We start from the raw sequence: 24,484 nt of genomic DNA, 5'->3' as shown, positions 1-24,484 counted from the left end.
ATCCGGCGGCGCCGCCGGTAGGGCCAAAAGATCTGAACCAATACCGGGAATCAGGCCGCGACGAGCTCCTGCTCGCGGTCCGGCGTCTTGACCTTGGGCTTCTTGTTCGGCAGCGAGAGCCGGAAGACCTTGTGCCACGCGGAGAACACTTGCTTCGGCAGCGGCCCGGTGACGTACTCCAGCTCGTACTTCTCGAACAGCGCGCGCACCTTCACCGCGACCTCGGCGTACCGGTTGCTCGGCAGGTCCGGGAACAGGTGGTGCTCGATCTGGTGCGAGAGGTTGCCGGTCATGAAGTGCATGGCCTTGCTGCCGCTGATGTTCGCCGAGCCCATCATCTGGCGCAGGTACCACTGGCCGCGCGTCTCGCCCTTGATCGACCGGCGCTCGAAGACCTGTACGCCCTCGGGGAAGTGCCCGCACATGATCACCGAGTGGGACCAGATGTTGCGGACCAGGTTCGCGGTGAACGTGGCGCCGAGCGTGGTGAGGAACGACGGGCCCGACAGCAGCGGGTGGATCACGTAGTCCTTGAGTACCTGCTTGCGGATCTTGCGGCCCACGGCCTTGGCCTGCGCGCGGAACTCCGGGTTCTTGCGGCGACGCTTGTTGAGGTTCTTACCGAGCTCCAGGTCGTACGCTGCGATGCCGTACTCGAAGAAGCAGGCGTTGAGGAAGTTCCACAGCGGCTGGCCGAGGTGGAACGGGTGCCACTTCTGATCCTCGTCGACGCGCATGATGCCGTAGCCGAGGTCGTTGTCCTTGCCGATCACGTTGGTGTACGTGTGGTGCAGCTCGTTGTGCGAGTGCTTCCACTGGTCGGCCGGCGAGACGTGGTCCCAGTCCCAGGTGGTGGAGTGGATCTTCGGGTCCCGCATCCAGTCCCACTGGCCGTGCAGGACGTTGTGGCCGATCTCCATGTTGTCCATGATCTTCGCAACGGACAGACCGGCGGTGCCGATCAGCCACGCGGGCGGGAAGATCGAGAACAGCAGCACGCCCCTGCTGACCAGCTCGAGCTTGCGCTGCGCCGAGATGACCTTACGGATGTAGGCTGCGTCCTTCTCGCCACGGTCGGCGATCACCTCGTCGCGGATCGTGTCCAGCTCGCGGCCGAGCTCCTCGATCTGCTCCGCGGTCAGGTGGGCGGTGGGGTCGATGGCGGTCAAGGTGCTCCTACCGTTCGATGTCGCAGGGGCCCGCGGCGGCGGACACGCAGGTCTGGATGAGGACGCCCGGTTCGGCCTCGGTGATCTCGCCGGTGCGCAGGTCGCGGACGGCGCCCGCCTTGAGCGGCGAGACGCAGCCGAAGCAGATGCCCATACGGCACCCGGAGGGCATGAGCACGCCGGCCTCCTCGCCGACGTCCAGCAACGGCGTGGCACCGTCCGCGTCGACGCTCTTGCCGGAGGTGCTGAACGTGACCTCGCCGCCGTCGCCGGCGACGACGATGCTGGGGCGGAAGCGTTCGGTGTGCAGGCGCTCTTGGACGCCGTGTTCGCTCCAGTGCTTTTCGGCGGCGTCGAGCAGGCCCGCGGGCCCGCAGGCCCAGGTCTCGCGCTCGGCCCAGTCGGGCACGAGTTCGTCGAGACGGGCGATGTCGAGCATGCCGTCTGTGTCGGTGTGCACCTCGGTGAGCCGCAGCTTCTTGTCCGCGACCAGGTCGTGCAGTTCGTTGCGGAAGATCACGTCCTGTGGCTGTGGCGCACAGTGGACCATGACGACGTCGTCGAACTCGCTGTCGCGCAGCATGCCCATCACGGGCGTGATGCCGCTGCCGGCCGTCAGGTAGAGCAGCTTGGCGGGCTTGGGCTGCGGCAGCACGAAGTCACCGGTCGGCTGGTCGAGCTGGATCAGCGTGCCCGGTGTCGCCCTGCGGACCAGGTGGTTGCTGACCTTGCCGTCCGGGATCGCCTTCACGGTGATCGTGACGCGGCCATCCTGGCGGTTCGTCGGCGAGGTGATGGAGTAGGCACGCCACAGGCGCACCCCGTCGACGTCGACCCCGATCCGCACGTACTGACCGGCTGCGTGGCCGCGCCAGCCCCGTCCCGGTCTGATCACGATGGTCGCGGCGTCAGCCGTCTCGGGGTGCACGGCCTCGATGCGCCCCCGCAGGTCGGCGCCCGCACGCAGCGGGCTGACCAGGTCGAGGTAGTCCGACGGCAGCAGCGGCGTCGTGACCATCTCCAGCAGTTTCCACGCCCTGCTGCGGAGGGCTGTACTCGTCATGACTCCAGCTTGCTGCGTCTCAGGGCGTAAAGTCCTGACCGAAGGACGTGAATCTGGTCGGCAGAATTGTTCGCAGGGAACAAAATCGTGAGCCATGCAATCCGGAGGGCCAGCGAGCTGGCCCTGGACGAGACGACGGTCACCGCACTTCGGGCCGCGCTGAAGACCACCGCCGACGAGGTCGTCCAGGCGATCATCGACGAGGTCCCTCCCTACGCCAACGCCCTCTCGGGCCACATGGGCGCCACCATCCGCCGAGCCGTCCGCACCGCCCTGGGGCACTACCTGGACCTCGCAAGCGGAAACGCCACCGGCGGTGACGCCGGTGACGCAGCCTACGAACTGGGCCGCGGCGAGGTCCGCGACGGCCGTTCGATGGACGCCCTGCTCAGCGCCTACCGCGTCGGCGCCCGCGTGGCCTGGCGATGCCTGGCGGCGGGTGCCGTACCCGCAGGTCTGCCCGCCGCCGAGGTCGCCAAGTTCGCCGAGCTGACCTTCGCCTACATCGACGAGCTCTCCGCCGCGAGCGCCGCGGGCCACGCCGACGAACTGGCCGCCCGGGGCCGGGACCACGAGCGCCACCTGGAACACCTGGCCCGCGACCTGCTCGCCGGCGCGAGCCCGGACGTGCTGCTGGCCTCTGCCCAACGGGCCGGGTGGCAGCCTCCGGCTTCGCTGACCGCGGTCCTGCTGCCCGCCGCCCATGCCCGCCCCGCCTACCGCACGCTCGACCCGAGCACCCTCGTCCTCGACGATCAGCCGGACGCCACCGGTGTGCTGCTCGTCCCCGATGCCGACCGATCACATCTCTTGCGGCAGCTGACCGACCGCACCGCCGTGGTCGGCCCGGCCCGGCCATGGACTCGTGCGTCCGCCTCGTACGCACGAGCCGCACGCGCGCGCTCCCTCTCCTCCGATATCCGCGACACCGAGGACCACCTGCCCGAGCTGGTGCTGAGCGCCGACCTGGACGCGTTCGCAGACCTGCGTGCCCGAGCCCTCGCACCCTTGCGGACCTTGCCTGTCGCAACCGCACGGCGGCTGGAGGAGACGTTGCGGGCGTGGCTGCTGCACCAGGGCAGGCGGGACGAGGTGGCGGCGGCGTTGTTCATCCACCCCCAGACCGTCCGGTACCGGATGTCGCAGCTGCGGGAGCTGTTTCCGGATCTCGCATCGCCACACCGGGTCCTTGAACTGACGCTCGCGGTCGGTCTTCGGGTCAGCTGACCGGTACTTCGACCGTCCACGACCGCGTGCGCGCGGCCAGGAATCGTGCCTCGTTCTCGGTGCCATCTACTGCCTGATGCGGCCCCGGGAAGAGCGGTATCAGCCAGCTGAGACCGGGTATTGAGGTGAAGACCAGACGAGGCCTCGGAAAGCCTGTCGAGGGCGCTGTCTCTGAGAAGCGCGGTGGCGGATACGGCTCGACTGGATCCGGTGGACGATGCGCACCGGCCCGCTTGTGACGCGCTCATCGAGCATCTGCTCGTTGATCTGGGCCGCGATGCTCTGGAAACGGCTTTCATGTCGTCGTGAAGGGCGTGGCCCCGGCACGAACTGACCCACGGGCGCGCGTCGGGCTGCAGCTGGGTGACCGTGGGGCGGCCAGGCCGGGTCGCCAGGGGCAGGGAGCCGGGCCGCTCGCGCCGGGGACCACCGTGGTTCTGCGACGGCCCCGTGCCTGCCTTCCGACAGGTCAACCGCACGACCGCCCGGGCCGGCCTGGCACACCGCGCGAGGGATGATGGAGATGGAATGACGGAACGCGAGGTCAGGAGCTTGCATGGCGAAGCGGGTTCACCGACCCCGTGAGGACGCGGAGTTCAATTTCATCCTCGGAATGAGCGCAGTTCCGGTCCTCGCATACTTCACCGGGACATGGCCCAAGGCAATCGAGCCCTGCCGGGCGATGGACCTCGTCGTGCGTGGCATCGCCGACGACTACACGGGCCGCCTGACGGCCGTCCGCGTCGACATCACGCGTTGTCCGGCCGCAACCGAGCGATACGGGATCACCGGAGCCCCGTCCTGCGTCCTGCTCAAGGAGGGAGAGGCGGTGGCGCACAGCACGGAGCCTATGACCATCGCCGAGGTACGAAAGTTCCTGGACGGCCACCTCTGAGCGGCCGCTGCGGCACGTATCCGTGACGCCCGTCACGTCTCGTCTATGGGAGCATGCACCGCCCGAGACACCTTGGGGCTGAGACACCCCCACAGGTCACCTAACCCCGTTCAGCGCGGTTGCATCGGGCAGCTGTGCCGCTCCCGCACACATCTCCGGAAAGGACGGCGCGAGATCCGTGCCTCTGCGAGAGCGCAGCACCACGCGCCCAGCATCGAGGGAGAACAAGGCACGCCAGCCGTCCCACTTGGGTTCGGCGGCATGACCCGGCGGAAGCTCGGGGTTCGCGGTGGATGCCGCGAGCATGGGCTCCGGCAGCAACCAAGAAGAGGGCACAGCCGTGCTCAGCCGATGTACTGCCGGCACAGCCTGCTGGTGGCCGCGCTGGTGACGCTCTCGGACGCTCGGCACAACGCCTCGTTGCCGTACGTGCGGTCATTCCGGACGGGCGCTGGGCGCGGTGCAGGACGGTGGACGCGGGGTGCGGGGCGCGACGGTCATGGCGGACGGCGCCTACCTCGGGACCGGCACCTTGGGACCCGTGGCCCCATCGGCTCCGTGGGACGATGGAAAGCACCCGACAAGCAGGGCGCGCAGGAGCTGGGTGGCGAGCCGGGTGCCGCGGAAGTCCTTGAAGGTCCGAGTCCAGGTGCTTGTGGCGCCGGGCGCCGCCCTTGCCGTGCAGCCCCGGGGCCGAAGCATTCGGTGGTGTCCCGGCGGGCGAAGTAGGCACTGATCAGGGTTCGCCGGCCTGAGGAACCCAGCAGTCAGTCGCTGACGGAGGTGGGGCCGCACCGTCTGACGTTCCGAGTCACTCAATGAGGGTGAGTGAACGAAGGTCAGCGTCCAGCATGCGGATCAACTCACCAACCCGTCCGCCGCCATCCGGTGCTGTCGGGAAGCGCTTGAGCACCTCAAGGCGGTCGGCGTCACACGATGCAGCGTCTGCTCAAGATGTTCGGCACCAACGCTCCGATCGTCGTCGGCGACGAGTTCGGCCGCTCTGGCTGCAAGAGCCACCAGCTCCGAGAATGTGTTTGACCTGGGTGGCCTTGGCCAGCGGATGCAGGTAGGCGGCACGCCCAGGACCTCACGACCGACGAACTGATCCAGTGGGACCAAAACTTCTACGCCGCGCACCGTCGGCCGGACGCCCTTCGCGTCATTGGCCTCGACATCGCCACCCACGCCGTCCGCTACGCACAAACCGTCGGACTGCTCGACGCGGCCATCACCGACAACCTCGAACACCCCCGATCAGGTGCCGCACTCCCCGCGCTCATGGCGGACGTTGGACTGATCACCCTGACCGGCGGCGGCAGCTACATCACCCACCGCACCTTCCACACCCTCCTCAACGCAGCCCGGCGGCCGGTCTGGGTCAGCGCGTTCTTCCTGCGCACCGTCTCCTACACCCCGATCGCCAGCACTCTCACCCAACACGGACTGCGCACGACCACCGACCCCCACCACACCTGGCCGCAACGACGACTTCGTCCAGTCCCTGCGCGTGGTCACACCCGCCGCAGTCGGCACCTCCTGGCGTCTGCCCGCGTCCGGCGCCGGTCCGTCGCCCGACCGGCTCTTCCTCGGCTCCGTGGGCACGCTCGGCGTCATCACCGAGGCCTGGATGCGTCTCCAGGAGCGTCCTCGCCACAAGGCCTCCACGGCCGTGACGTTCACGCGCTTCCACCGCGCCGTGGACGCCGTGCGCGCCATCGCCCAGTCCGACCTCGCCCCGGCCAACTGCCGTCTGCTCGACCCCGGCGAGGCCCTGCTGTCCGGAGCCTCCCACGACGGCTCCTCCGTCCTGGTCCTCGGCTTCGAATCCCCCACCGCCCCCGTCGACGGCCGCCTCGCCGACGCCCTGGACATCGCCCGTACGCACGGCGGCCACGCCAAACCGTCCACGACGGACCGTGACGCGTCCGCCGACCCGGCTGTCAGCGCCTGGCGTTCGGCGTTCCTGCGCATGCCCTACCTGCGCGACGGCCTCGCCCGGATGGGGGCCGTCATCGAGACCTTCGAGACCGCGGCCACCTGGGACAGGATTCCCGCGCTGATCGACGCCGTACGTACCGAGGTCGCCGCAGCCGCCCTCAAGGCCACCGGACACCCCGCCACCATCAACTGCCGCCTCACCCATGTCTACCCCGACGGCGCTGCCCCGTACTTCACCGTCGCCGTCGCCGGCCGCCCCGGCGCGGAGGTCGAGATCTGGGACGAGATCAAAGCCGTCGCCACCGACGTCCTGCACCGCCACCGCGCCACCATCACCCACCACCACGCCGTCGGCCGCGACCACCGCCCCGGCTACGACCTCCAACGCCCCGAGCCCTTCGCGCCGGCCCTGCGCGCCGCCAAGAACGCCCTCGGCCCCCACCACGTTCTCAACCCAGGCGTCCTGATCGACTGACAGACACCGTCAGCCGGGCAACACCCGAGCCTCGACGACGGCGAGACCCGCGCCCCCAGGGATCAGCACACAGGTGGGGTGACGCAGGTCACGGAGAAAGGGTGACAGGGTGTTGTCGCGGAGGGCTGCGACCGTCGACGGCATGAAGATCACAGATGAGGACTGCCTCCCCGAAACCTTGGCGTTCAACACGCAGTTCGAGGCCGCCGCCGCGAGCCGTCCGGGCCGCGGGCAGGCGCCGACCCCGGCCACCCTGGCACTCCTGCGGCGCAACCGGCTGGGCGGTGACACCCCGCCGACGAGGCTGCCCCACGGCCGGGACCTCGTCATCGAGGGCGGTGTGAAGGTACGGGTCTTCGTGCCGGACCACGTGGACGGCGCGTACCTCCACTTCCATGGGGGCGGCTGGGTGTTCGGGTCCGCGGACGGGCAGGACGAGCGGCTCTGGCGGCTTGCCGAGCAGGCACGACTGGCCGTGGTGAGCGTGGATTACCGTCTCGCGCCGGAACACCCCTTCCCCGCCGGCCCCGACGACTGCGAAACGGCTGCCCGGTGGCTGGTAGAGCGCGCTGCGGCCGAGTTCGGTACCGAACGGCTGCTGATCGGCGGGGAGTCGGCGGGTGCCCACCTCAGTGTGATGACGTTGCTGCGCCTTCGTGACCGGCACGGCATGACGGGAGCGTTCCGCGCGGCCCACCTGCTCTTCGGTGTGTACGACCTGTCAATGACGCCAAGCCAGCGGTTGTTCGGCTCCCGGCAGTTGCTGAGCAATACCGACACGCTAAGGGTGGGCTATGAGCTGTTCACGCCCGGGATGGGCCCGGAGCAGCGCCGCGATCCGGAGGTGTCGCCCCTGTTCGCCGACCTGGCCGGCTTGCCGGCCGCCCGGATCATCGTCGGCACCGAGGACCCGCTGCTGGACGACTCGCTGTTCCTGGCGCAGCGGTGGCAGGCGGCGGGTGCTCCCGTGGAGCTTGGCGTCGTCGCCGGTGCGATGCACGGTTTCACCCTGTTCCCGCTGACCGTCACCGAGCGGGAACTGCGGCGCCAACAGGAATTCCTGGCCGCCGCGTGACGGTAGCGTCAACGGCATGAACCGAACTGCGCGGCTGTACGCGCTGGTGGAGGAGTTGCGCGCGGCGGCACCGCGGCCGGCGACGGTCGCGGTGCTCGCCAAGCGGTTCGAGGTCAGCTCGCGCACGGTGCAGCGCGACCTGCAAACCCTCATGGAGACCGGCGTTCCTGTACGCGTCACACCCGGGCGGGGCGGCGGTTGGTCGATCGACCCCGCGATGACGCTGCCCCCGATCCACTTCACCGCCGACGAGGCCTCGGCACTGACCGCCGCCCTCGCCACGGCAGGCACGTCCACCCCGTACGCCGACGCGGCCCGCACCGCCGCGCAGAAGATCGCGGCCTCGATGACCGGCCCCGCCTCGGCGGCGGCGCGGGAACTCGCCGCCCGCATCGTCGCCCTGCCCGCACGCGGCGACTCCCAGGTTCGTACAGCGGTGGAGCAGGCCCTCGCCCACACCTCGGTGCTACGGCTGACCTACACCGACGCGGCAGGCCACGAAAGCGACCGTGCCGTCGAACCGGCCGGACTCCTCACCGCCGACGGCCGGTGGTACCTCATCGCCTGGTGCCGTACGCGCCGGGCCGGCCGGGGCTTCCGGCTGGACCGGATCACGGCCGCGGCTCCCACTGGTGAGCGGTCCCAACCGCACAACCTGGCCGAACTGCTGCTCGGCTCAGCTGCGGCCGGCGCGGCACGCCCCACCGCGCTGGCCGCGCTCACGACTGGGCCGTGAGGTCCCGAAGCCGCCAACCTGCCCGGCCCTTCAGGCTGCCTGGAGCCGTGGAGCCGCAGCCGACGACCAACCTCCCTGCGGTCCAGACCTATTGACAGGTCTGGACCAATCCGCTTGAGTGTCTGGTACCCCACTTCACCCCCCTCACAAGGAGTGGCACATGCCCAAGCGCCGGATCATCGCGACGCTGGCCTCGGCGGCCTCCGCCGTCGGCCTTCTCTCCCTCGTCCCACTCGCCTCGCCCGCCCATGCGGCGAGCTGCGCCGCCCCCTACACGGCCTCCGCCGTCTACACCGGGGGCATGACCGCCTCGTACAACGGTCACAACTGGTCCGCCAAGTGGTGGACCCAGGGCGAGACACCCAGCACCGGCGGCTCGGGCGTCTGGGCCGACCAGGGTGACTGTGGCGGCTCCACCACCCCGCCGACCAACCCCAGCGGATTCGTCGTCTCCGAAGCCCAGTTCAACCAGATGTTCCCGAACAGGAACCCCTTCTACACCTACGCCGGACTGACCGCCGCGCTGAGCGCCTACCCCGGCTTCGCGAACACCGGCAGCGACACGGGCAAGAAGCAGGAGGCCGCGGCCTTCCTCGCCAACGTCAGCCACGAGACCGGCGGACTGGTCTACATAGTCGAGCAGAACACCGCCAACTACCCGCACTACTGCGACACCACCCAGCCCTACGGGTGCCCAGCCGGTCAGGCCTCGTACTACGGGCGCGGCCCCATCCAGCTCAGCTGGAACTTCAACTACAAGGCGGCCGGCGACGCGCTCGGGATCGACCTCCTCCGCAACCCCAACCTGGTGCAGACCGACGCCGCCGTTGCCTGGAAGACGGGCCTTTGGTACTGGAACACCCAGAACGGCCCCGGCACCATGACCGCGCACAACGCCATGGTCAACGACGCGGGCTTCGGCGAGACGATCCGCAGCATCAACGGCTCACTGGAGTGCAACGGCAGGAACCCTGCCCAGGTGCAGAGCCGGATCAACGCCTACCAGAGCTTCACCTCGATCCTGGGTGTGCCGACCGGCTCCAACCTGTCCTGCTGACAGCACCCAACAGGCGGCCGGGCCGACGGGTTCACACCCCGTCGGCCCGGCGGTGCAGCGCGGTCAGCGCACCCTTCCGTCCCACTGCCACTCCGCGCGCCGGGACAGGCCGGGAAGCGGGACGCGGCCCCGTACACCACAGCAGGGTCTCGGACGGACAGGGCCCGGGCGGGGCGCCGGGGAAGAGCCGGGTGAGGACGGCCCGCGCTGACCAGGGTCATCGCCACGGCCGGGGACCTCGAGCGCCTCGCGCGGATGCACCTCGCGGGCGGGGTGGCGGAGGACGGCACGCGCGTGCTGTCCCAGGAGAGCGTCGCGTTGATGCAGCGTCGCGTGGTCGACTGCCCCGACAAGTGGACCGTCAGCGCCGACGGCTGGGGCCCGGGCTGGACCCTGGACGACTGGAACGGCGTCCAGGGATACGGACACGACGGCGCCTCGATCGGGCAGTACGGCTATCTGCGCGTGGTGCCGACGGCGGGCGTCGCAGTCGCGCTGCTCACCAACCGTCGGTCGTGTGCCATGCGAATACCAGCAGTCATCCGGCCCTGCGCAGTGCGGCCCGCTTGCCCAGGCGGCAGGCGGGCCGCAGACGTGTGCGGTCGGCAGTCCCCAGGCGGACTCCCGGCTCCAGCGCGTTTCGTTCACTGCCTCTGCCGCCGCCCTGCGCATGCGGGGACGGGGGTGCTCGAAGAACCGCTCAACAAGCGGCAGCGCCTCTGGGCCGTGCGTCGCGCCGGTACGCCATCCGTCAGCACACCCTCAGTGGGGCGATGTGCGCTCGAAGGTGAGTCGGAGGAGTTGGGTGCAGCCGTGCTCGAAGAGTCGGGCCGACGCCCGCAAATACCTCTCGTAGCTCAGCGTCATCGCCTCGCCGACGACGGCGGTCGCTTCGGCGCGGACGGTGAGGAGCCGGGCCAGCCAGCATCGGCAGGTGCGGGCGTAGTCGGCGCCGTCTGCTCGCGTGTGCACGAGCGACAGGGTGCCGGCGCCGGCTTCGTGGATTTCGGCGAGGGTGGGGAGCTGTGATTCCGGGAAGATGGTGCGGGCGATGAACGTCAGGTCCAGCAGCAGATCGGGGTTGTCAGGGATGGCCTCCAGAGAGATGGTCTGCAGAGACAGGCGTCCGCCGGGGCGCAGCCAGGAGTGGCAGCGGGAGAGGAAGGCGCGGTAGGCCGCGATTTTCTCGATGCGGGACAGCTGGAGTCGGGCGAAGTGCTCGAATGCTCCGATGCAGATGATGGAGTCGTAGGGTTCGTCCGGCTGGTGGTCGACCCAGTTCTCCAAGCGGATGTCGCCGTACGGCCAGGTGCGTGCCCGGGCGAGGCCGGCCTGTTGTCGGCTCAGCGTCAGTCCGACGGCACAGTCGGTGCCATGCGTACGGATGAGTCGCTGCAGGGTGCTTCCCCAGCCGCAGCCGATGTCCAGCACCCGCTCTGCGGAGTCGGCCCTCGCCTGGGTGATGTGGTAGTCGATCTTCCGTGTCTGTGCCTGTTCCAGGCTGTCGCCCGGCTCCCACAGGGCGCAGGAATAGGTCAGTGAAGGGTCCAGCCACAGGGCGTAGAAGTCATTGGACAGGTCGTAATGATGTTCGATGGCTTCCTGGGACGCGCCTGCGTAGCCGGGAGAGGAATGCGCGGACATCACAGGGCCTTTCCGGATGGCGGACACGGGTGATGCGTGGGCGTCCGGTCCGATGGTTCATGGGCGTTTGATTCGGCGGTGTGTGGCCGTCTGCTCCGGTGACTCATCGAGAGTCCCGCGACAGCGTGGGACTGCCGCCCGCTGGGCCGGGGATCCGCAGCGGCGTATGAGCGACGTGTGTCTCGGCGTGGGGGATGTCACGGGGCCGCGGCGTGCCTGCCGAGGGAGGAGGCAGCCGGTAGTCCGTACACGCTGCGGGGAGGCGGGTTCCGCCCGCACGCAGGTGGTGGATACGGGTGAGGTAGGCGGCGCCGCGCATCAACTGATGCGCGATGGTGGCGACATACCGGTTGCCGACGGGCTCCAGTGTGCTGTCGGCCGCCCAGGCGTTGAAGGAGCCCATGGCGGGACCGCACCACACCTGCCAGTCCTTGGTATGTGCGGCGTCGCCCGCCATCGCCCATCGCGACGACATGGCCAGGTACCAGCGAAACGTCAGAGCCATGCGGTGTTTGGCGTCGCGTTCGGCACGGTGGAGCTGTTCGGGGTGGTGGGCCGTGAGGTAGTCGCGGGTGTCCCCCCACACCTCGTCCAGCGATCGGCCGAGAACGCGCTCCTCAAGGGCTTGTCGCTGTTCCGGTGGCAGGCTGTCCAGACTGTCGTGGTCGCGGTACAGACGGTAGAGGCGGCCGGCGTGTCCGGGAAAGAGCGTGCCCCGGCTCAGGACCTGGACGGTGACGCCCTGCTCGAACATGTCCGCTGCCGGTGCCATGGTGCAGTCGGCGAGCCCCGCCTGCGCCAGCAGCTTCTTCACGGCCGGGGAGGTGTCGGCCTCCACACTGACCTGGTTGACCGAACCGGTGACGACGTAGTCGGCCCCCAGGGCGAAGGCCGCGGCGATGGCCTGCGGGCTGCCGAGACCACCGGCCGCTCCGATGCGCACCTGTGAGCCGGGACGGAGCCGACCGGGCGCCTCCCGCGCGACGCGGTCCCGCAAGCGGGTCATGACGGGCAGTAGGACGGTCAGCGGGCGCCTGTCGGTGTGCCCGCCGGAGTCGGCCTCGACGGTGATGTCGTCGGCCATGGGCACGGTGCGGGCGAGGCGGGACTCTTCCGCTGTGATGTCACCGCGGGCCACCAGCTCGGCCAGGAGCCCTTCAGGAGCCGGGCGCAGAAACAGCTCAGCGACTTCCGGCCTGGACAGTTTGGCGATGACCCGGTGGGTGATGACCGTACCGCCGGCCGGTCCGGGCCGCAGACCGCGGGCACGGTAGCGAACGACCTCGGGTGTGAGGTGGACGAAGGCGGAGGCTTCCACGCACCGCACGTTGTGGCGCAGACACAGGTCGACACAGGCGCGTTCACTGCGGGGCGCCATGGGTGAGTGGATCAGGTTGCAGGCGTAGGGCGCGTCACCGAGACGGTGTGCCAGTGTCCTCAGAGCGTCCTCGATACGGTTCGCGGGCAACCCTGCCGCGCCGAAGGAGGCAAGGTGTCCGGCCCGCGCCATGGCGGTGACGAACTCGGTGCCGGAGATGCCTCCGGCCATGGCGCCGGCCATGTAGGCGTCACCCACGCCGTGGTGCTCGCGGAAGGCCGCGGATCCGAGCCGGTTCGGCGGCAGCGGCGACGCGGCGGCGAGCACGGTCTCACCCGGCCTGGGTGCGTCCGTCGTCACACCGACACGGTTGCCCGAACGGACGACGTAACAGGGCCGGTCGAGTGCCGACAGCGCCGCGTGGATGCCTTCGGAGTCATACCTCACGTTCATGGCCCCACCTCCGTGGTGGCTGGGGAAGCGGCCACCAGCGCGATGTTCCTGATGTGGTAGATGCGCAGGTCGTCGCGCCACACGCTGCCGTCTGCGCGCAGGAACACGTGATCCGCTTCCTGCCGTACCTCGCGCAGGTGCACCTCGCCGCGTACGCGCTGGTGCTCGCGCAGGATCTGTCCCCGGTACGACCAGCGCAGTTCTTCGCCGACCGCCGCGTGGAACCGCACGCCGGTCAGGTGGTCGGTGACACCGGTGTGCAGGGCGAAGGCCTGCACCGCCTGGTAGAGCATCTGCACGCCCGCGGATCCGGGCATGACCGGGTCGTGCAGGAAGTGCTGCTCGAAGAACCAGTCGTCGGCGCGGACCGGTTTCGCGCACAGTGCGTATCCCTTGCCGTGGACGCCTCCCCCCGGCACCACGGTCGTCTCCTCCAGCAAGGCCATTCTCCCGCGGCCCAGTCGGGCGTCCTCGCGTGCGTCGAAGTGGTGTGCGCCCGGCGGTGAGGTGCTCTGCTGGTCCAGCCAGGGAGCGCGGTGGTGTCCGTGGTCCAGGCCCTGTTGACGGGCCAGGACGTCCGCGGTGAAGTAGCCGTGCACGGTCTCACCCAGGTAGAAGGGCACGCCTTCCGAGCAGAGCTCGAAGGCGTAGGTGTGCATCACCGCTCCGGGCAGATCGGTGGTGGAGCGCAGACGGACCTGCTGTCCTACGGTGGTGCCGCGCGGGTCGACGAGTCGGGTCAGCCGGGCCCGGCCTTCGAGATTGCGGCAGACGAAGGGCTCGTCCGGGTATTGGGTGGCCAGGCCGAGCCGTGCGGCGACCAAACCGGTGGGCTGCAGCGCCATCTCCATCAGAGCCAAGGGCGGCGGGGCCACGGCACCGGCCTCCCGGTAGTACCAGGGCTCCAGGGGCATGTCGTACTCGGTCGCCGCCCAAGCACCAGCGCCGCCCGCTCCCTCACCGTCCTCGGTCCTCACCGCGCGGTCCACCATCAGGAAGTCACCTCGGGGAAGGCGGGGCCGTACCGCGGTCCGGGCCGGCGGGCCCGGGTCGGCGGCCAGCAGCTGGCCGAGGTCACCGTCGGCGATGTTCGCCATGTGTAGTTCGTTGAGAGGAGCTGGCTTCCCAGTGGACGCCAGCCGGCACGGTGTCCGCTCCACGTGCAGCAGGCGGTCTTCGTGTGGCTCGCCGTAGACCGCGAGGGTGAGATCGCGCAGTCGGGCCACCGCACGGCCGTCCATGGTGGTGATGAGGCAGTCGGCCGTGACGAAGGGCCTGGGCGACATCCCCAGCTCCTTGACCACGACCGCCAGCCGGGTCGGGGCCTGCTGGACGGCGCCCGCGTCGCGGATGTCGATGTGCAGGGGCGCGCCCGGCAGGGGAACCGCGTGCGCGGCGGGCAGGCACAGATGCATGCCCCGGTGGACGGCGTAGACGTAGAGGGCTTCGGTCGCGGCAGCGAAAAGGTACGGACCGGGGATCTCTCCGGCCCCGGCCACGCGGACCGTGGCGGTCAGCTCACCCCGCGAGCGCGTCCCTCCTGTCGGGTCGATCCGGTCAACCTCCTCCAGCACGCTCTCCGGCCACGGTTGGAGGCGCAGCTCCGGTGGGAGGTGGGACTGGTCGTAGTCGTCACCCAGGACCGTGGCAGCGCGGCCCTGGGCCACGGCGGCCAGGTCGGCGGCGCGGAGCCGCGTCACCGGTGTGTGTGCCAGCGGACGGAGGTCCGGCGGATACGGCTCGGCGCAACCCCGGGTTTCGGGAGGCACCCGGTCGGACGTGCTCTCGGTGACCGTCAGGAGGGGACGGTCACCGTCGTACATGCGGAATGGGCGCTCGCCCGTCCCGCCACCCGGCCCCCAGTCAGTGCGGAGAGCACCGGGAACGGTGGCGACCGCGGCGTGCCACGTCACCTCGTACGTGCGCGGACAGAGCGGCTCCGCACCCGCGTCGCTGTGCTCCAGGGCCGCGAACGCGGCGGACAGCAGGGAGCGGGCGGGGTTACGCCCGTCGTACGGCCGCGCGTCCGGCGTCGGCGCGACGGCGACGGACGGCCTGTCCTCACCGTCCTCGTCGCTCTCGGGGCCGGTCCGGGAAGCGGGCAGCCGCAGGGCGAGGGCGTTGACAGGCGGTGAGGAGGCTGCCGCGGCGTCGTGGCGGGCCGCGGCTCGTGTCTGCCACCGGCTGATGGTGTGATGCGCGTCGAGAACCGAGGCATGGGCCCGCTGCAAGGCCAGGGCCATGCTCTGGGTCAGCTCGTGCGGGTCCTGGGCGCTGTTCGGTACGGGCCGGGCATCTTCGCCAGGGCCCGCACCAGAGCTCCTCTCCCCCCGTACGGGCGGAGAGCTCCTCTCCCCCCGTACGGGCGCCGTGTTCGCCGGCAGGTGGAACAGGGGCTCGCCGTTGAAGGAGAGGACGTCGTCTTCCGCGCCGGGGCCGATCCGGTCAGCCACGGCTGCCCTCCAGGGACGCGGACGCCGCGGTGAGCAGGCGGACCGCTTCCTCCTCGGTGATCCGGAGCATCCTGAGCCCGCTCCACCGCTGAAGGACCCTGCCGGAGCTGTCGCAGGCCGTGGCGGTGCAGTACACGTCCATCGCTCCGACCTCCTGGGCCTCAGCGACGATGACGAACGGTTCGTCGTCGGGCAGCGGGCTGAACAACTCGATCTTCTCCGCGCTCACCGGCCCGCAGAAGTCCTGCGCGGACGTGCACCACGCGAGGCCGGCGGCTTGCAGCAGCAGATCGGCCAGGCCCGGACTGAACAGCTGACCGGCGTATGCGCCGTGAGCCAGCACGGGGTCGGCGAGGCACGCGGTGAGGATCAACCGTCCGTCGACCCACTGTTCCTTCGCGCGCAGACCGGCCAGTGACGGGCCGTGGAAGAGGGGCCCCTCGACGTAGGCGGGGTGGAGTTCGCTGGTCAAGTCCAGCGGCGGCAACTGCATGCGGGGAGCGGGCTCGTCGCGCTCGGCGAAGCTGAGGACGCCGTCGAAGTGCAGGGTGGTCGCGCGGCCGTCGGCGCGGTGCGCGGTGACCCGCGCCTCCTGGCCCGAGGGGTCGGGCGTCAGCCGCACGCTGATGCGCTGGGCCTGGTGGCCGTCGAAGTACACCCCGCGATTGATGGTGAAGTCGCGGCACTCGATGACGGGCCGGAGTCCGCCTCCCGCCCGTTCCGCGGTGTGCAGGGCCCAGCCGACGGCCGCGGTCATGGGCAGCAGCGCGTGGCCGCCGATGCGGTGGTCGCGCAGCATCGGTTCCCGGTCGAGGCCCTCCAGGCCGCGCGTGGCGGTCAGGCCCGCGGCGGGCAGCTGCGTCTCCGCGTGCAGCCACGGGGTCGCGGGGCCGATGACAGTGATACCCCGCATCTCGGGATCGCGCCGCATCTCCGTGCAGAAGTGGCTGCGGCCGGCATCCCGGGAGAGCACCGGAACACCGTTTTCCTCGAACAGCTGGTGTACGGGCGCGGCCATACCGCCCTCCCACGGACCCCAGGCCAGGGGGGTGACACGGCACTGCGGGTGCGCCGCCTGGTAGGCGCAGGCATAGCGGTTGACTGCCTCGTTCGCCAGGGCGTAGTCGCTCTGCCGGACGTTTCCCCAGATGCCGCTGACGGAGGAGAAGACCACCAGATGCCGCAGGCGGTCGGTGTCGAGGGCGGCGAGCACGTGATGGAGGCCGGAGACCTTGGTGTCGATCACCCGGGCGACCGACTCACCGTCCATCTGGCTCAGGGGCTGGTCGCCCAGGACGCCGGCACCATGGATGACTCCGGTGATCGTGGACGCGTACGGGGCGAGCGCGGCGGCCACCGACTCCGCGTCGCGGACGTCCGCGCTCACGTACTCCACGGTTGCTCCACGTTCGCGAAGTTCGGCCATGGTGGCGCGGATTGCCCGCTGACTGATGACGCGCTGGACCTGGTGCGTGATGGCGGCCCGGGTCTCGGGAGCCCGGGACTCCCCGCCCTCTGCCTCGGTCCGTTCTTCCAGCGCCGTACGCAGCGAGTCCGGGCCGTCCAGCCCTCGGGACCACTCCGGTTCGTCCGCCAGCGGGGTCCGGCCGAGCAGGACGTAGCCGCACCGGTGCTCCGCGGCGAGCGCGGTGACGCACCAGGCGGTGATGCCCTGGGCTCCCCCGGTGACCAGCAGCACGTCGCTCTCGGCCAGGGGCGCGGTTCCCGCCGGCGCGGGCAGAAGCGCGTCAGACGTGCCCGACAGCCGCGGAGTGCGACGCTGTTCGCCGTCCCAGGCGACTTCCCGTACGTCGGTGGCCACATCGTGCAGCTCGGCGAGGAACGCCTCGGCGACCGCGTGGAGTGGCAACTCGGGGGCGTAGTCCAGGGCCCGGCAGAACACTGGGGCCATCTCCAGCGCCGCTGTCTTGACCAGGCCACCGAGGCCACCGGCGAGGGCCGCGACCGGGTCGCCCCCCGCACCGGCGAGTCCGAGGGCACCGTCGAGCTGGGTCACCGTGACGAACGCGGCACGCGGGCCCTCCCGCGCTGTCTTCGCGAGCGGGGCCTGGGCGTACTTGGCGGTCAGCACGGAGTGCCGCAGCCGCGCAACGGCCTCCTCGGCGCTCGTGCAGCGCGACCGGCTCACCGGCAGCAGGCACAGGTCAAGCCGGGAGCAGTCGGCCGGCATGGCCGCGAAGGCGGCTTCCAGCGCGTCGTCCGTCCAGTCCTTGAGTGAACCGCCGCTCGTGTCGTCGCGTGAGACGCCCGGCAGGCGCAGGTGATGGGTACGCCACCCGCGCGCCCGCAACGAGCCGGCGAGGGCGGCCAGTTCACCGCCGTCGTCCAGGACGAGTGCGCAGGGCTGATCCGTGTAGGCACCGGCGCGCTCGTCGACCGCCGGGGCGGTCCGCAGCGTGACGAACGCCCGTCGCAGTTCGACCTCGCCCAAGTGGCGCAGGGACGAGCGGGAGGCGACGAGGGTTTCCATGAACATCTCGCTCAACTCACCGATGGTGCGCGCCTCGGTGAAACGGAACAGGTCCTCACGCTTGATCGAGGGGTACAGACGCCACAGCTCCGCACCGATCTCCACCTGCTTGAGCGAGTCGATGCCGAGGTCCTCCTGGATGTACATGTCCGGTCGCAGCATGTCGAGGTCGTAGCCGGTCTTCTCCGCCACGACGGCCCGGCACGTCTCGGTGATCTCCTCCAGCGACAGACCGGTCACCTCGCTCAGCGCCTGGTCCGGCCGGTCGTTCTCACCTGCCAGCAACTGGGCCAGCACCGAGCGGCCTGCGGACGGTGTGCCGTCCTGCGGCTGTGCCAGGCCTTGGGGTTCAGGACTCCCGGTCGGCTCCCACTGGGCCGGTACCTGGTGGGCGTGACGCTGTTCCGTACCGTCGCCGGTGCCACGCAGCAGATCAGTGACGGCCGCGGCCGCCTGCGCGTGTGCCTCGCTGAGGGCCTGACCGTGGTCGGTGATCGCCGTCACGGCGGTGACGAGCGCCTGATCGACCTCCCCGTGCGCTGTCCGGGTGCGCAACAGGTCGGTGAGCTCCTTGGTGGTGTCCGTCTGCTGGTGCAGGAAACGCGTGTGCGCGGCGAGATGATCGGTGGCCACACGGGTGAGGGCCGTGATGTCCGCGGTGACGGCCGGGAAGTCGCCGCTGTCCGCCGCGCGTGCGGGAGCGGCCTCGGCGACAGGAGCGGGCCTGTCGACCGGTGCCGCGGACGCCATCTCCTCGATGCACCGCTCGTAGGCGTCGCGGCGGCTTTCCACCGCGAACATGGGGCCCTCCAGCAGACGGCTCACCGACGAGGGGGTCGGCCGGGGCGGAGCCGCAGGGGCGTCGTAGCGGTTGATGTCGTGCACCGGCATCCCCAGGACGGCCAGGCGCAGCGCCGCTTCCTTCAGGTCGCTCGCGCCGCTCGCCGGGTTTCCCGCGTCGCACGGCACCGTCTCCACGTCCCGCGCCGTCAGTGTGCGGGTCACCAGCCGCGTCAGAACCTGGCGGGGGCCGAACTCGACGAACACGCGGAAGCCGTCCTCGTACATCTCCCGCAGGCGGCCCTCGAAGTCCACGGGGCGCCGCAGTTGCTGGACCAGCACCCCGCGGCTCGCCTCACTGTCCGCCCCGTAGGCGGCGCCTTCCGTGTTGGCGTACACGGGCAGTCGCGGTGGCCGGAAGGCGGCGTCGGAGCATGCGGCCTGGAAGGGTACGAGGGCGTGGTCGACCAAGGACGTGTGAAAGGCCGCGGCGACCGGCAGCAGCCGTGCCGTTACGGCGGCGTCCTGACAGGCCCGCACGAAGCGTCGCACCTGGGCCGCCGGGCCGCCGATCACCTGTTCGTCGGGAGCGTTGTGGTTGCATACGGCCAACCCCGGGTGGCCGTCGGCGAGCATGTGCTCGGCCGCCTCACGCGTCAGACGGACAGCCGCCATCGCTCCGGGGTCGGGGCTGTCAGCCGTTGGACGCATGGCGCGTCCCCTGGCCTGCGCCAGCCTGAAGAAGGAGTCGTCGTCCAGGACACCGGCGGCCCACAGGGCCGTTACCTCACCGAAGCTGTGTCCGAGCACTCCGGCCGGGGCGAAGCCCAGTTCCCGCAGGAAGGTGTACTGGCCGGCCGCGAGGGCCCCGACGGCCGGTTGCGCGTAGTCGGTACGGCGCAGGCGCTCATCGGCGCGGGCCACGTCGCCGCCGGGCGGTGGGAACACTGTGCGGGCCAGCGTGTCGTCGGCCGGGGAGAGCGCGTTGGCCTTGTCGAACGCCGCTCGTACCGGGGGGATGGCGAGCAGGGCGGACAGCCCCATGTCGACGTACTGGCTGCCCTGCCCGGCGAAGAGCGCGGCGACCTTCGCGTCGGCCGGCAGCGCCGTTCGGCGGTAGTGGATGCCAGGGGGGTCCTGCCCCGTCTGCGGGCCGTCCAGGTAGCGCACCGCCGCGGACAGCAGTCCGCTGTAGTGCTCCTCGTCCGCGGCGACGAAACCGAGCCGTGCGTGACCGGCCGGTACGGGCCCTTCGTCGGGTACGTCGCCACGCCGCAGCCGTTCGAGAAGGTCCTGGGGCTCGGGGGCGTGCCACAGGTAGGCGCGCGGGGTGCGGTGCAGGACCCGCTCCCGGCGGCCTTCGGTGGGTACGTGCTCCTCCAGGACCGCGTGGTAGTTGACCCCTCCGAAGCCGAAGGCCGACACCCCTGCACGTCGGACCGGCCGGGCGGGGTCGCGCACCCAGGGCCGGCATACCGTGTTGACGTATACGGTGCTGTCCTCCCGGCCGGCGGGGCCGGTGGGATGGTCGACGTTCAAAGTGGGCGGCAGGACCTGGTGGTGCAGGGCCAGAGCCGCCTTGATCAGTCCGGCAGCGCCGGCTGCCGCCTTGGTGTGTCCGATCTGGGATTTGACGCTGCCTACGGCTACATGACGGCTCTGTCCCGGTGCGGCCAGGAACGTCTCCAGCGCGGAGAGTTCCACCTCGTCGCCGGTGGCCGTCCCGGTGCCGTGGGCCTCGATCAGTTCAACGGTGTGCGGGGAGCAGTCCGCGTCCTGGTATGCCCGGCGCAGGGCTGCCAGTTGCCCCTCGGCGGAGGGGGCGTAGATACTCTTGGCGCGTCCGTCGCTGGAACTGCCCAGGCCCCGGAGCACGGCGTAGATCCGGTCCTTGTCGCGCTCGGCGTCCTCAAGGCGCTTGAGCGCCAGCATGCCGATGCCTTCACCGATCAGCGTGCCGTCGGCCGCGGTGTCGAAGGGGCGTACGCGCCCGCTCAGTGACAGCGCGGGGGTCTGGCTGAAGCACATGAACGCCACGACCGAGTTGTCGGCGTCACATCCGCCGGTGAGCATAAGGTCGGCTCGGCGGCACAGCAGTTCGTCCACAGCCGCCCGCACGGCGGCGAGCGAGCTCGCACAGGCGGCGTCGACCGTGTGGTTCGCGGCACCGAGGTTCATGCGGTTGGCGATCCGGCCGGACACCACGTTGCCCAGGATGCCCGGGAAGGAGTCCTCCGTCCATGACGGCAGCGCTTCCAGATACGCCCGGGTGAAGCGCCGTACGACCTCCTCGGACGAACCGAGATCCCGCAGGATCGCCGCGCTGGTCGGCACCATCAGGCGGGCCGCGAGGGGGACCAGGGTGGAGTTGCCGCCACACACACCGAGCACAACACCGGTACGGCCCGGGTTATACCAAGGGGCGTCGTCGCAGCCGGCGTCGGCCAGGGTGTCACGGGCCACGAGGAGGCTCAGCAACTGAACCAGCCCGATGGAGTCCAGCGTCCGCGGTGGCATACCGAACTCGCGCGGATCGAACATGGTCGGCGAGAGGAACCCGCCGCGGCGCGCGTAGGTCTTGTCCGGGGCGAACGGGTCGGGGTCGTAGTGGTCGGAAGGACTCCACCACTTCGGCGGCACCTCGTCGATGCAGTCCCGGCCCGACACGATGTTGTCCCAGAACTCACCGAGCCCCGCTGCTTGCGGGAACAGCCCGGACATCCCGACGATCGCGACCGGGTCGCGGGCGAGACGACGATCGATCTCAGGGGTGCTCACCAGGTACCTCTATTCCCGTAACGGCCAGGATCCATGGCCCTCGCCTGCTGTGACTCTGCCCAGGACGACAGCGCCTGGCGGACTTCCGCCCGCCCGGGCCACCTGTTGTGTGAAGTCCCCTCCCGCGACCGTCGCCGTGAACAGAACCACCACGGGCGGGGCAACGGTCCGGACGGCGGACAAGAGCGACTGCCGGGCCGGGAGGCGCCCTCGCATGACGTCTTCCTTTCCGTGGGAACCGCGATTGTTTCGGAGCGTCGACCACTTCACCAAACTCGCCCTGGGCCGAACGGGTTTCGAGAAGGACCGTGCGTCAGCGTCCGCTTAAAACGTCGGTAAGGTGCAAGGCTGGCCGAGCGAATTGAAGCCGGTCCGACAACAGGACAAAGACCATGCCCGCGTTACGCGGCACCGGCGCGCGATCCGTTGTCCGAGCTTCGCTACGCACCCGAGCCATGGCCGTCATCGCCGCGACCGTCGCCCCGGCTGGAACCGCTTTCTCGGTGAAGGAGCATGAGATAAATGAGCATTTCTTCGCCTCGGCCAATGGGCCATACCGACGCGGGCAAAGTCGCGGACCGGTTGCTGACCGCCTCGGCCGGCCACCGGTACGACTCCGCCTCGGACATCGACTGGACCTTGCCGGTACTGGAGGATGCTTGGTGCTGGCAGCCGGAAAGGCTATCGCTCTACGGCACACCGCTGTGGGAGAAGATGGACCACCGACAGCGCCTCCAGTTGTCGCGCGGAGAGTTCGTCAATGCGCTGAGCACCGCGATCTGGGTCCAGTTCTGCCTGATCCGGATGCTGGCCCGCCATCTGAGCGCGAAGGACGTCACTGACAGCCGGAGCCGTTACGCCCTCGTCGAGATGGGTGAGGAGCTCGGGTATTCCCTGATGTTCGCGCAGGCGGTCCGCGCCCTCGGCTCCCCCGCCTACCGGCTGGCCGCCAACGCCCCGTTGAGCCTTCGAAGTGTTCGAGAAGATCCTTCTGCGAGGCCCGGGCCTCTTCGCCCTCACACTCGTGGCGGAAGAAGTCTTCGACCGGTGGCAACAGGCAACCATGAGCGACGAGCGGGTGCACCCGTTGATCCGGCAGGTCTGCCGCTTCCACGTCATCGAGGAGCCGCGACACGTTCGTTTCGCCCGGCCGGAGTTGGCGGACGCCGTCGTACGGACATCCCCCGGCCAGACTCGCCCGTCATCGTCAGGTGACGGCCCTCGCCGCCTGCCTCTTCATGAGTATGTCCACCAGCCCGGAGATGTATCGAGCCGTTGGCCTCGACCCCGGAGGAGGCAGTCCGCCAGGCCAGGCGCAACCCGCACTTCCGGCAGACAAACCTGTGGCTCGGTGAGAAGTCGATCAGCTACCTGGCCGAGATCGGCATGATCAGCGAGCGCGAGCACCGCTGGTGGAGGCGGGCGGGGCTGATGAGGTGATGGCCGGCGCCAGGGCAGTCACTCCGTGATCTCCGGTTGCGCGCCGTACTCATAGCCACCTCCACAGCCATGACGGAGCGTCACCGGGTCACGGCAAGGGGGTTCGCGTCGACTGCACGGTACGACTGACGGGCTCGGCGCAGCGCGGCAGCGCCGGTGCGGCCATCAGGCCCCTGAGGGCCCGTCACCGTTGGCGGCTCAAGTCTTCCTCGGACGGCTGTACCGGACGCTCGCGGTGAGGAAGAATGCTCGGCATGACGACTTGAAGAGCACCGGCCGGGCGGCAGCCCTGGCGCAAGGTCGCAAGTGGGTGGACCGTTGTCGACGGTGGACGTCGCATCTGCCACGCCTGTGCAACACCAGTCCGCTCCTACCGACTCCGCTTCCATCCGCCGGAGTCCTCCCTGTTCGAGCGATGCATCGGACTTGCCTGGTGCTCTAGTTGCAGGATCTACTCCGGCAACATGGTGCAGGTCCCGCGAAAGCGAGTGCTGGTCGACGCCCTGGCTTCTCTCCCCCCGGAGCAACGGGAGCGGCTTCTTCGTTCGGAATCGGGACTCGTCGCGTTCCTGGACCGCCGGGCGCAAGACGGCGGCACTGGCTGAGGTTTGTCCCTGGGTAAGGGCGTGAGCTGGGGCGTTGCTTCCGAGACTCCGTTCGGCAACCACCTCGGCGAGTCGGTCCTGGCGGTGTGTGCTGTTCGTACGAAGAAAGCTGGCTGTGCATGTGGGACGAGGCGAAGTCAACGGACGGGGCCATCGCGGTAGTCGGGGCGGCGTGCCGCCTTCCCGGCGGCATCGGTGACTTGGACCAGCTCTGGGCCACGCTTCGGCAGGGCCGCGACTTGGCCGGGGAGGTGCCCGACGACCGGTTCGAGGCATCCCGGTTCGTCGATACCTCGATGCCGCGTCCCGGCAAGAGCTACACCGCCGCAGGCGGCTTCCTCGACGACGTCGCCGGCTTCGACGCCGCCTACTTCGGCATCTCGCCGAAGGAAGCGTCCCGGATGGATCCTCAGCACCGCTTGCTGCTGGAACTGGCCGTCGAGGCGCTGGACGACGCCGGAATCGTTCCCGAGCACCTGTCGGGCACCGACACGGCCGTGTACGTCGGGGTCTCGGACACCTCGTACGGCGGCCTGCAGATGATGATGCCGCAGGACGTCAACGCCTACACGATGTCGGGCGGTGCTTCCTCGATCTCCGCCAATCGCCTGTCCCACTTCTTCGACCTGCGCGGGCCGAGCATGGCGGTGGACACCGCCTGCTCGTCGTCCCTGGTGGCGCTTGACCGCGCCTGTCGCACCCTGCTCGACGGCAGCAGCCGCGTGGTGCTCTCCGCGGGAGTGAACGTCCTGCTCAGCCCGTACCACTACGTGGGGTTCTCCCAGGCGGCCATGTTGTCGCCGAGCGGCAGGTGCGCGTCCTTCTCGGCGGCGGCCGACGGGTTCGTGCGCACGGAGGAGGCGGCCTCGTCGTCCTGAAGAAGC

At 70.0% G+C, this 24,484-nt stretch carries 14 protein-coding genes and 4 pseudogenes; 11 read left to right on the top strand and 7 right to left on the bottom strand.

What is annotated here, in order from left to right; genetic code table 11:
* Positions 1-50 precede the first annotated feature (50 nt).
* On the bottom strand, positions 51-1,169 hold the full coding sequence (locus AB0G17_RS31580) for an acyl-CoA desaturase (protein ID WP_361390106.1): 1,119 nt from the start codon (positions 1,167-1,169) through the stop codon (positions 51-53).
* 7 nt (positions 1,170-1,176) lie between these two features.
* Positions 1,177-2,232 (bottom strand): ferredoxin reductase, encoded by a 1,056-nt coding sequence (locus AB0G17_RS31575; RefSeq protein WP_361390104.1) that lies wholly within the window; start codon positions 2,230-2,232, stop codon positions 1,177-1,179.
* An 87-nt stretch (positions 2,233-2,319) separates the two neighbouring features.
* Here AB0G17_RS31575 and AB0G17_RS31570 point away from each other — a divergent pair, with 87 nt between their 5' ends.
* Both AB0G17_RS31570 and AB0G17_RS31565 read left to right on the top strand, forming a co-directional pair.
* Positions 2,320-3,459 (top strand): helix-turn-helix domain-containing protein, encoded by a 1,140-nt coding sequence (locus AB0G17_RS31570; RefSeq protein WP_361390102.1) that lies wholly within the window; start codon positions 2,320-2,322, stop codon positions 3,457-3,459.
* A 556-nt stretch (positions 3,460-4,015) separates the two neighbouring features.
* A complete protein-coding gene (locus AB0G17_RS31565; protein WP_361390100.1) occupies positions 4,016-4,354 on the top strand; it encodes a thioredoxin family protein in 339 nt (112 codons plus the stop codon).
* 858 nt (positions 4,355-5,212) lie between these two features.
* On the opposite strand, the gene AB0G17_RS31560 is transcribed toward AB0G17_RS31565, so the two are convergent.
* Complete coding sequence (locus AB0G17_RS31560) at positions 5,213-5,605, bottom strand: hypothetical protein (RefSeq protein WP_361390098.1); 393 nt, start codon at positions 5,603-5,605, stop codon at positions 5,213-5,215.
* Between the two features lie 235 nt (positions 5,606-5,840).
* Here AB0G17_RS31560 and AB0G17_RS31555 point away from each other — a divergent pair.
* The 5 genes and pseudogenes from AB0G17_RS31555 to AB0G17_RS31535 form a co-directional block, all read left to right on the top strand.
* Positions 5,841-6,770, top strand: a pseudogene (locus AB0G17_RS31555) (FAD-linked oxidase C-terminal domain-containing protein); the annotation flags it as partial.
* A gap of 142 nt (positions 6,771-6,912) precedes the next feature.
* Complete coding sequence (locus AB0G17_RS31550) at positions 6,913-7,845, top strand: alpha/beta hydrolase (RefSeq protein WP_361390096.1); 933 nt, start codon at positions 6,913-6,915, stop codon at positions 7,843-7,845.
* 16 nt (positions 7,846-7,861) lie between these two features.
* On the top strand, positions 7,862-8,581 hold the full coding sequence (locus AB0G17_RS31545) for a WYL domain-containing protein (protein ID WP_361390094.1): 720 nt from the start codon (positions 7,862-7,864) through the stop codon (positions 8,579-8,581).
* 160 nt (positions 8,582-8,741) lie between these two features.
* Positions 8,742-9,638 (top strand): glycoside hydrolase family 19 protein, encoded by an 897-nt coding sequence (locus AB0G17_RS31540; RefSeq protein WP_361390092.1) that lies wholly within the window; start codon positions 8,742-8,744, stop codon positions 9,636-9,638.
* A 213-nt stretch (positions 9,639-9,851) separates the two neighbouring features.
* A pseudogene (locus AB0G17_RS31535) lies at positions 9,852-10,145 on the top strand (serine hydrolase); the annotation flags it as partial.
* Between the two features lie 255 nt (positions 10,146-10,400).
* Here AB0G17_RS31535 and AB0G17_RS31530 read toward each other — a convergent pair.
* The 4 genes from AB0G17_RS31530 to AB0G17_RS31515 form a co-directional block, all read right to left on the bottom strand.
* Positions 10,401-11,309 (bottom strand): cyclopropane-fatty-acyl-phospholipid synthase family protein, encoded by a 909-nt coding sequence (locus tag AB0G17_RS31530; protein WP_361390090.1) that lies wholly within the window; start codon positions 11,307-11,309, stop codon positions 10,401-10,403.
* 76 nt (positions 11,310-11,385) lie between these two features.
* Positions 11,386-13,053 (bottom strand): PfaD family polyunsaturated fatty acid/polyketide biosynthesis protein, encoded by a 1,668-nt coding sequence (locus AB0G17_RS31525; protein WP_361390088.1) that lies wholly within the window; start codon positions 13,051-13,053, stop codon positions 11,386-11,388.
* Positions 13,050-15,506 (bottom strand): hypothetical protein, encoded by a 2,457-nt coding sequence (locus AB0G17_RS31520; protein WP_361390086.1) that lies wholly within the window; start codon positions 15,504-15,506, stop codon positions 13,050-13,052. The genes AB0G17_RS31525 and AB0G17_RS31520 overlap by 4 nt, the downstream gene beginning before the upstream one ends.
* Positions 15,499-21,555 carry an SDR family NAD(P)-dependent oxidoreductase gene (locus tag AB0G17_RS31515; protein WP_361390084.1) on the bottom strand — a complete coding sequence of 2,019 codons (6,057 nt, stop codon included), beginning with the start codon at positions 21,553-21,555 and terminating at the stop codon, positions 15,499-15,501. The genes AB0G17_RS31520 and AB0G17_RS31515 overlap by 8 nt, the downstream gene beginning before the upstream one ends.
* Positions 21,556-22,077: 522 nt before the next feature.
* Between AB0G17_RS31515 and AB0G17_RS31510 the strand changes: the two are divergent.
* The 4 genes and pseudogenes from AB0G17_RS31510 to AB0G17_RS31495 form a co-directional block, all read left to right on the top strand.
* A pseudogene (locus AB0G17_RS31510) lies at positions 22,078-22,488 on the top strand (diiron oxygenase); the annotation flags it as partial.
* 40 nt (positions 22,489-22,528) lie between these two features.
* A pseudogene (locus AB0G17_RS31505) lies at positions 22,529-22,690 on the top strand (diiron oxygenase); the annotation flags it as partial.
* Between the two features lie 140 nt (positions 22,691-22,830).
* Positions 22,831-22,995 (top strand): hypothetical protein, encoded by a 165-nt coding sequence (locus AB0G17_RS31500; RefSeq protein WP_361390082.1) that lies wholly within the window; start codon positions 22,831-22,833, stop codon positions 22,993-22,995.
* Between the two features lie 724 nt (positions 22,996-23,719).
* The gene (locus AB0G17_RS31495; protein WP_361390080.1) at positions 23,720-24,478 is read left to right on the top strand and encodes a polyketide synthase; all 759 of its coding nucleotides are present in this window, start codon (positions 23,720-23,722) and stop codon (positions 24,476-24,478) included.
* Positions 24,479-24,484 lie beyond the last annotated feature (6 nt).

Origin of the sequence: Streptomyces sp. NPDC023838 (assembly GCF_040639555.1) — a bacterium.
Taxonomy (GTDB): Bacteria; Actinomycetota; Actinomycetes; order Streptomycetales; family Streptomycetaceae; genus Streptomyces.
This window is presented reverse-complemented; position numbering and strand designations above follow the sequence as displayed.

Bases quoted from the DNA above. Each gene is read 5' to 3' on its own strand.
- AB0G17_RS31565 (WP_361390100.1), top strand. From the start codon at position 4,016: ATGGCGAAGCGGGTTCACCGACCCCGTGAGGACGCGGAGTTCAATTTC.
- AB0G17_RS31525 (WP_361390088.1), bottom strand. From the start codon at position 13,053: ATGAACGTGAGGTATGACTCCGAAGGCATCCACGCGGCGCTGTCGGCA.
- AB0G17_RS31495 (WP_361390080.1), top strand. From the start codon at position 23,720: ATGTGGGACGAGGCGAAGTCAACGGACGGGGCCATCGCGGTAGTCGGG.
- AB0G17_RS31540 (WP_361390092.1), top strand. From the start codon at position 8,742: ATGCCCAAGCGCCGGATCATCGCGACGCTGGCCTCGGCGGCCTCCGCC.
- AB0G17_RS31550 (WP_361390096.1), top strand. From the start codon at position 6,913: ATGAAGATCACAGATGAGGACTGCCTCCCCGAAACCTTGGCGTTCAAC.
- AB0G17_RS31575 (WP_361390104.1), bottom strand. From the start codon at position 2,232: ATGACGAGTACAGCCCTCCGCAGCAGGGCGTGGAAACTGCTGGAGATG.
- AB0G17_RS31545 (WP_361390094.1), top strand. From the start codon at position 7,862: ATGAACCGAACTGCGCGGCTGTACGCGCTGGTGGAGGAGTTGCGCGCG.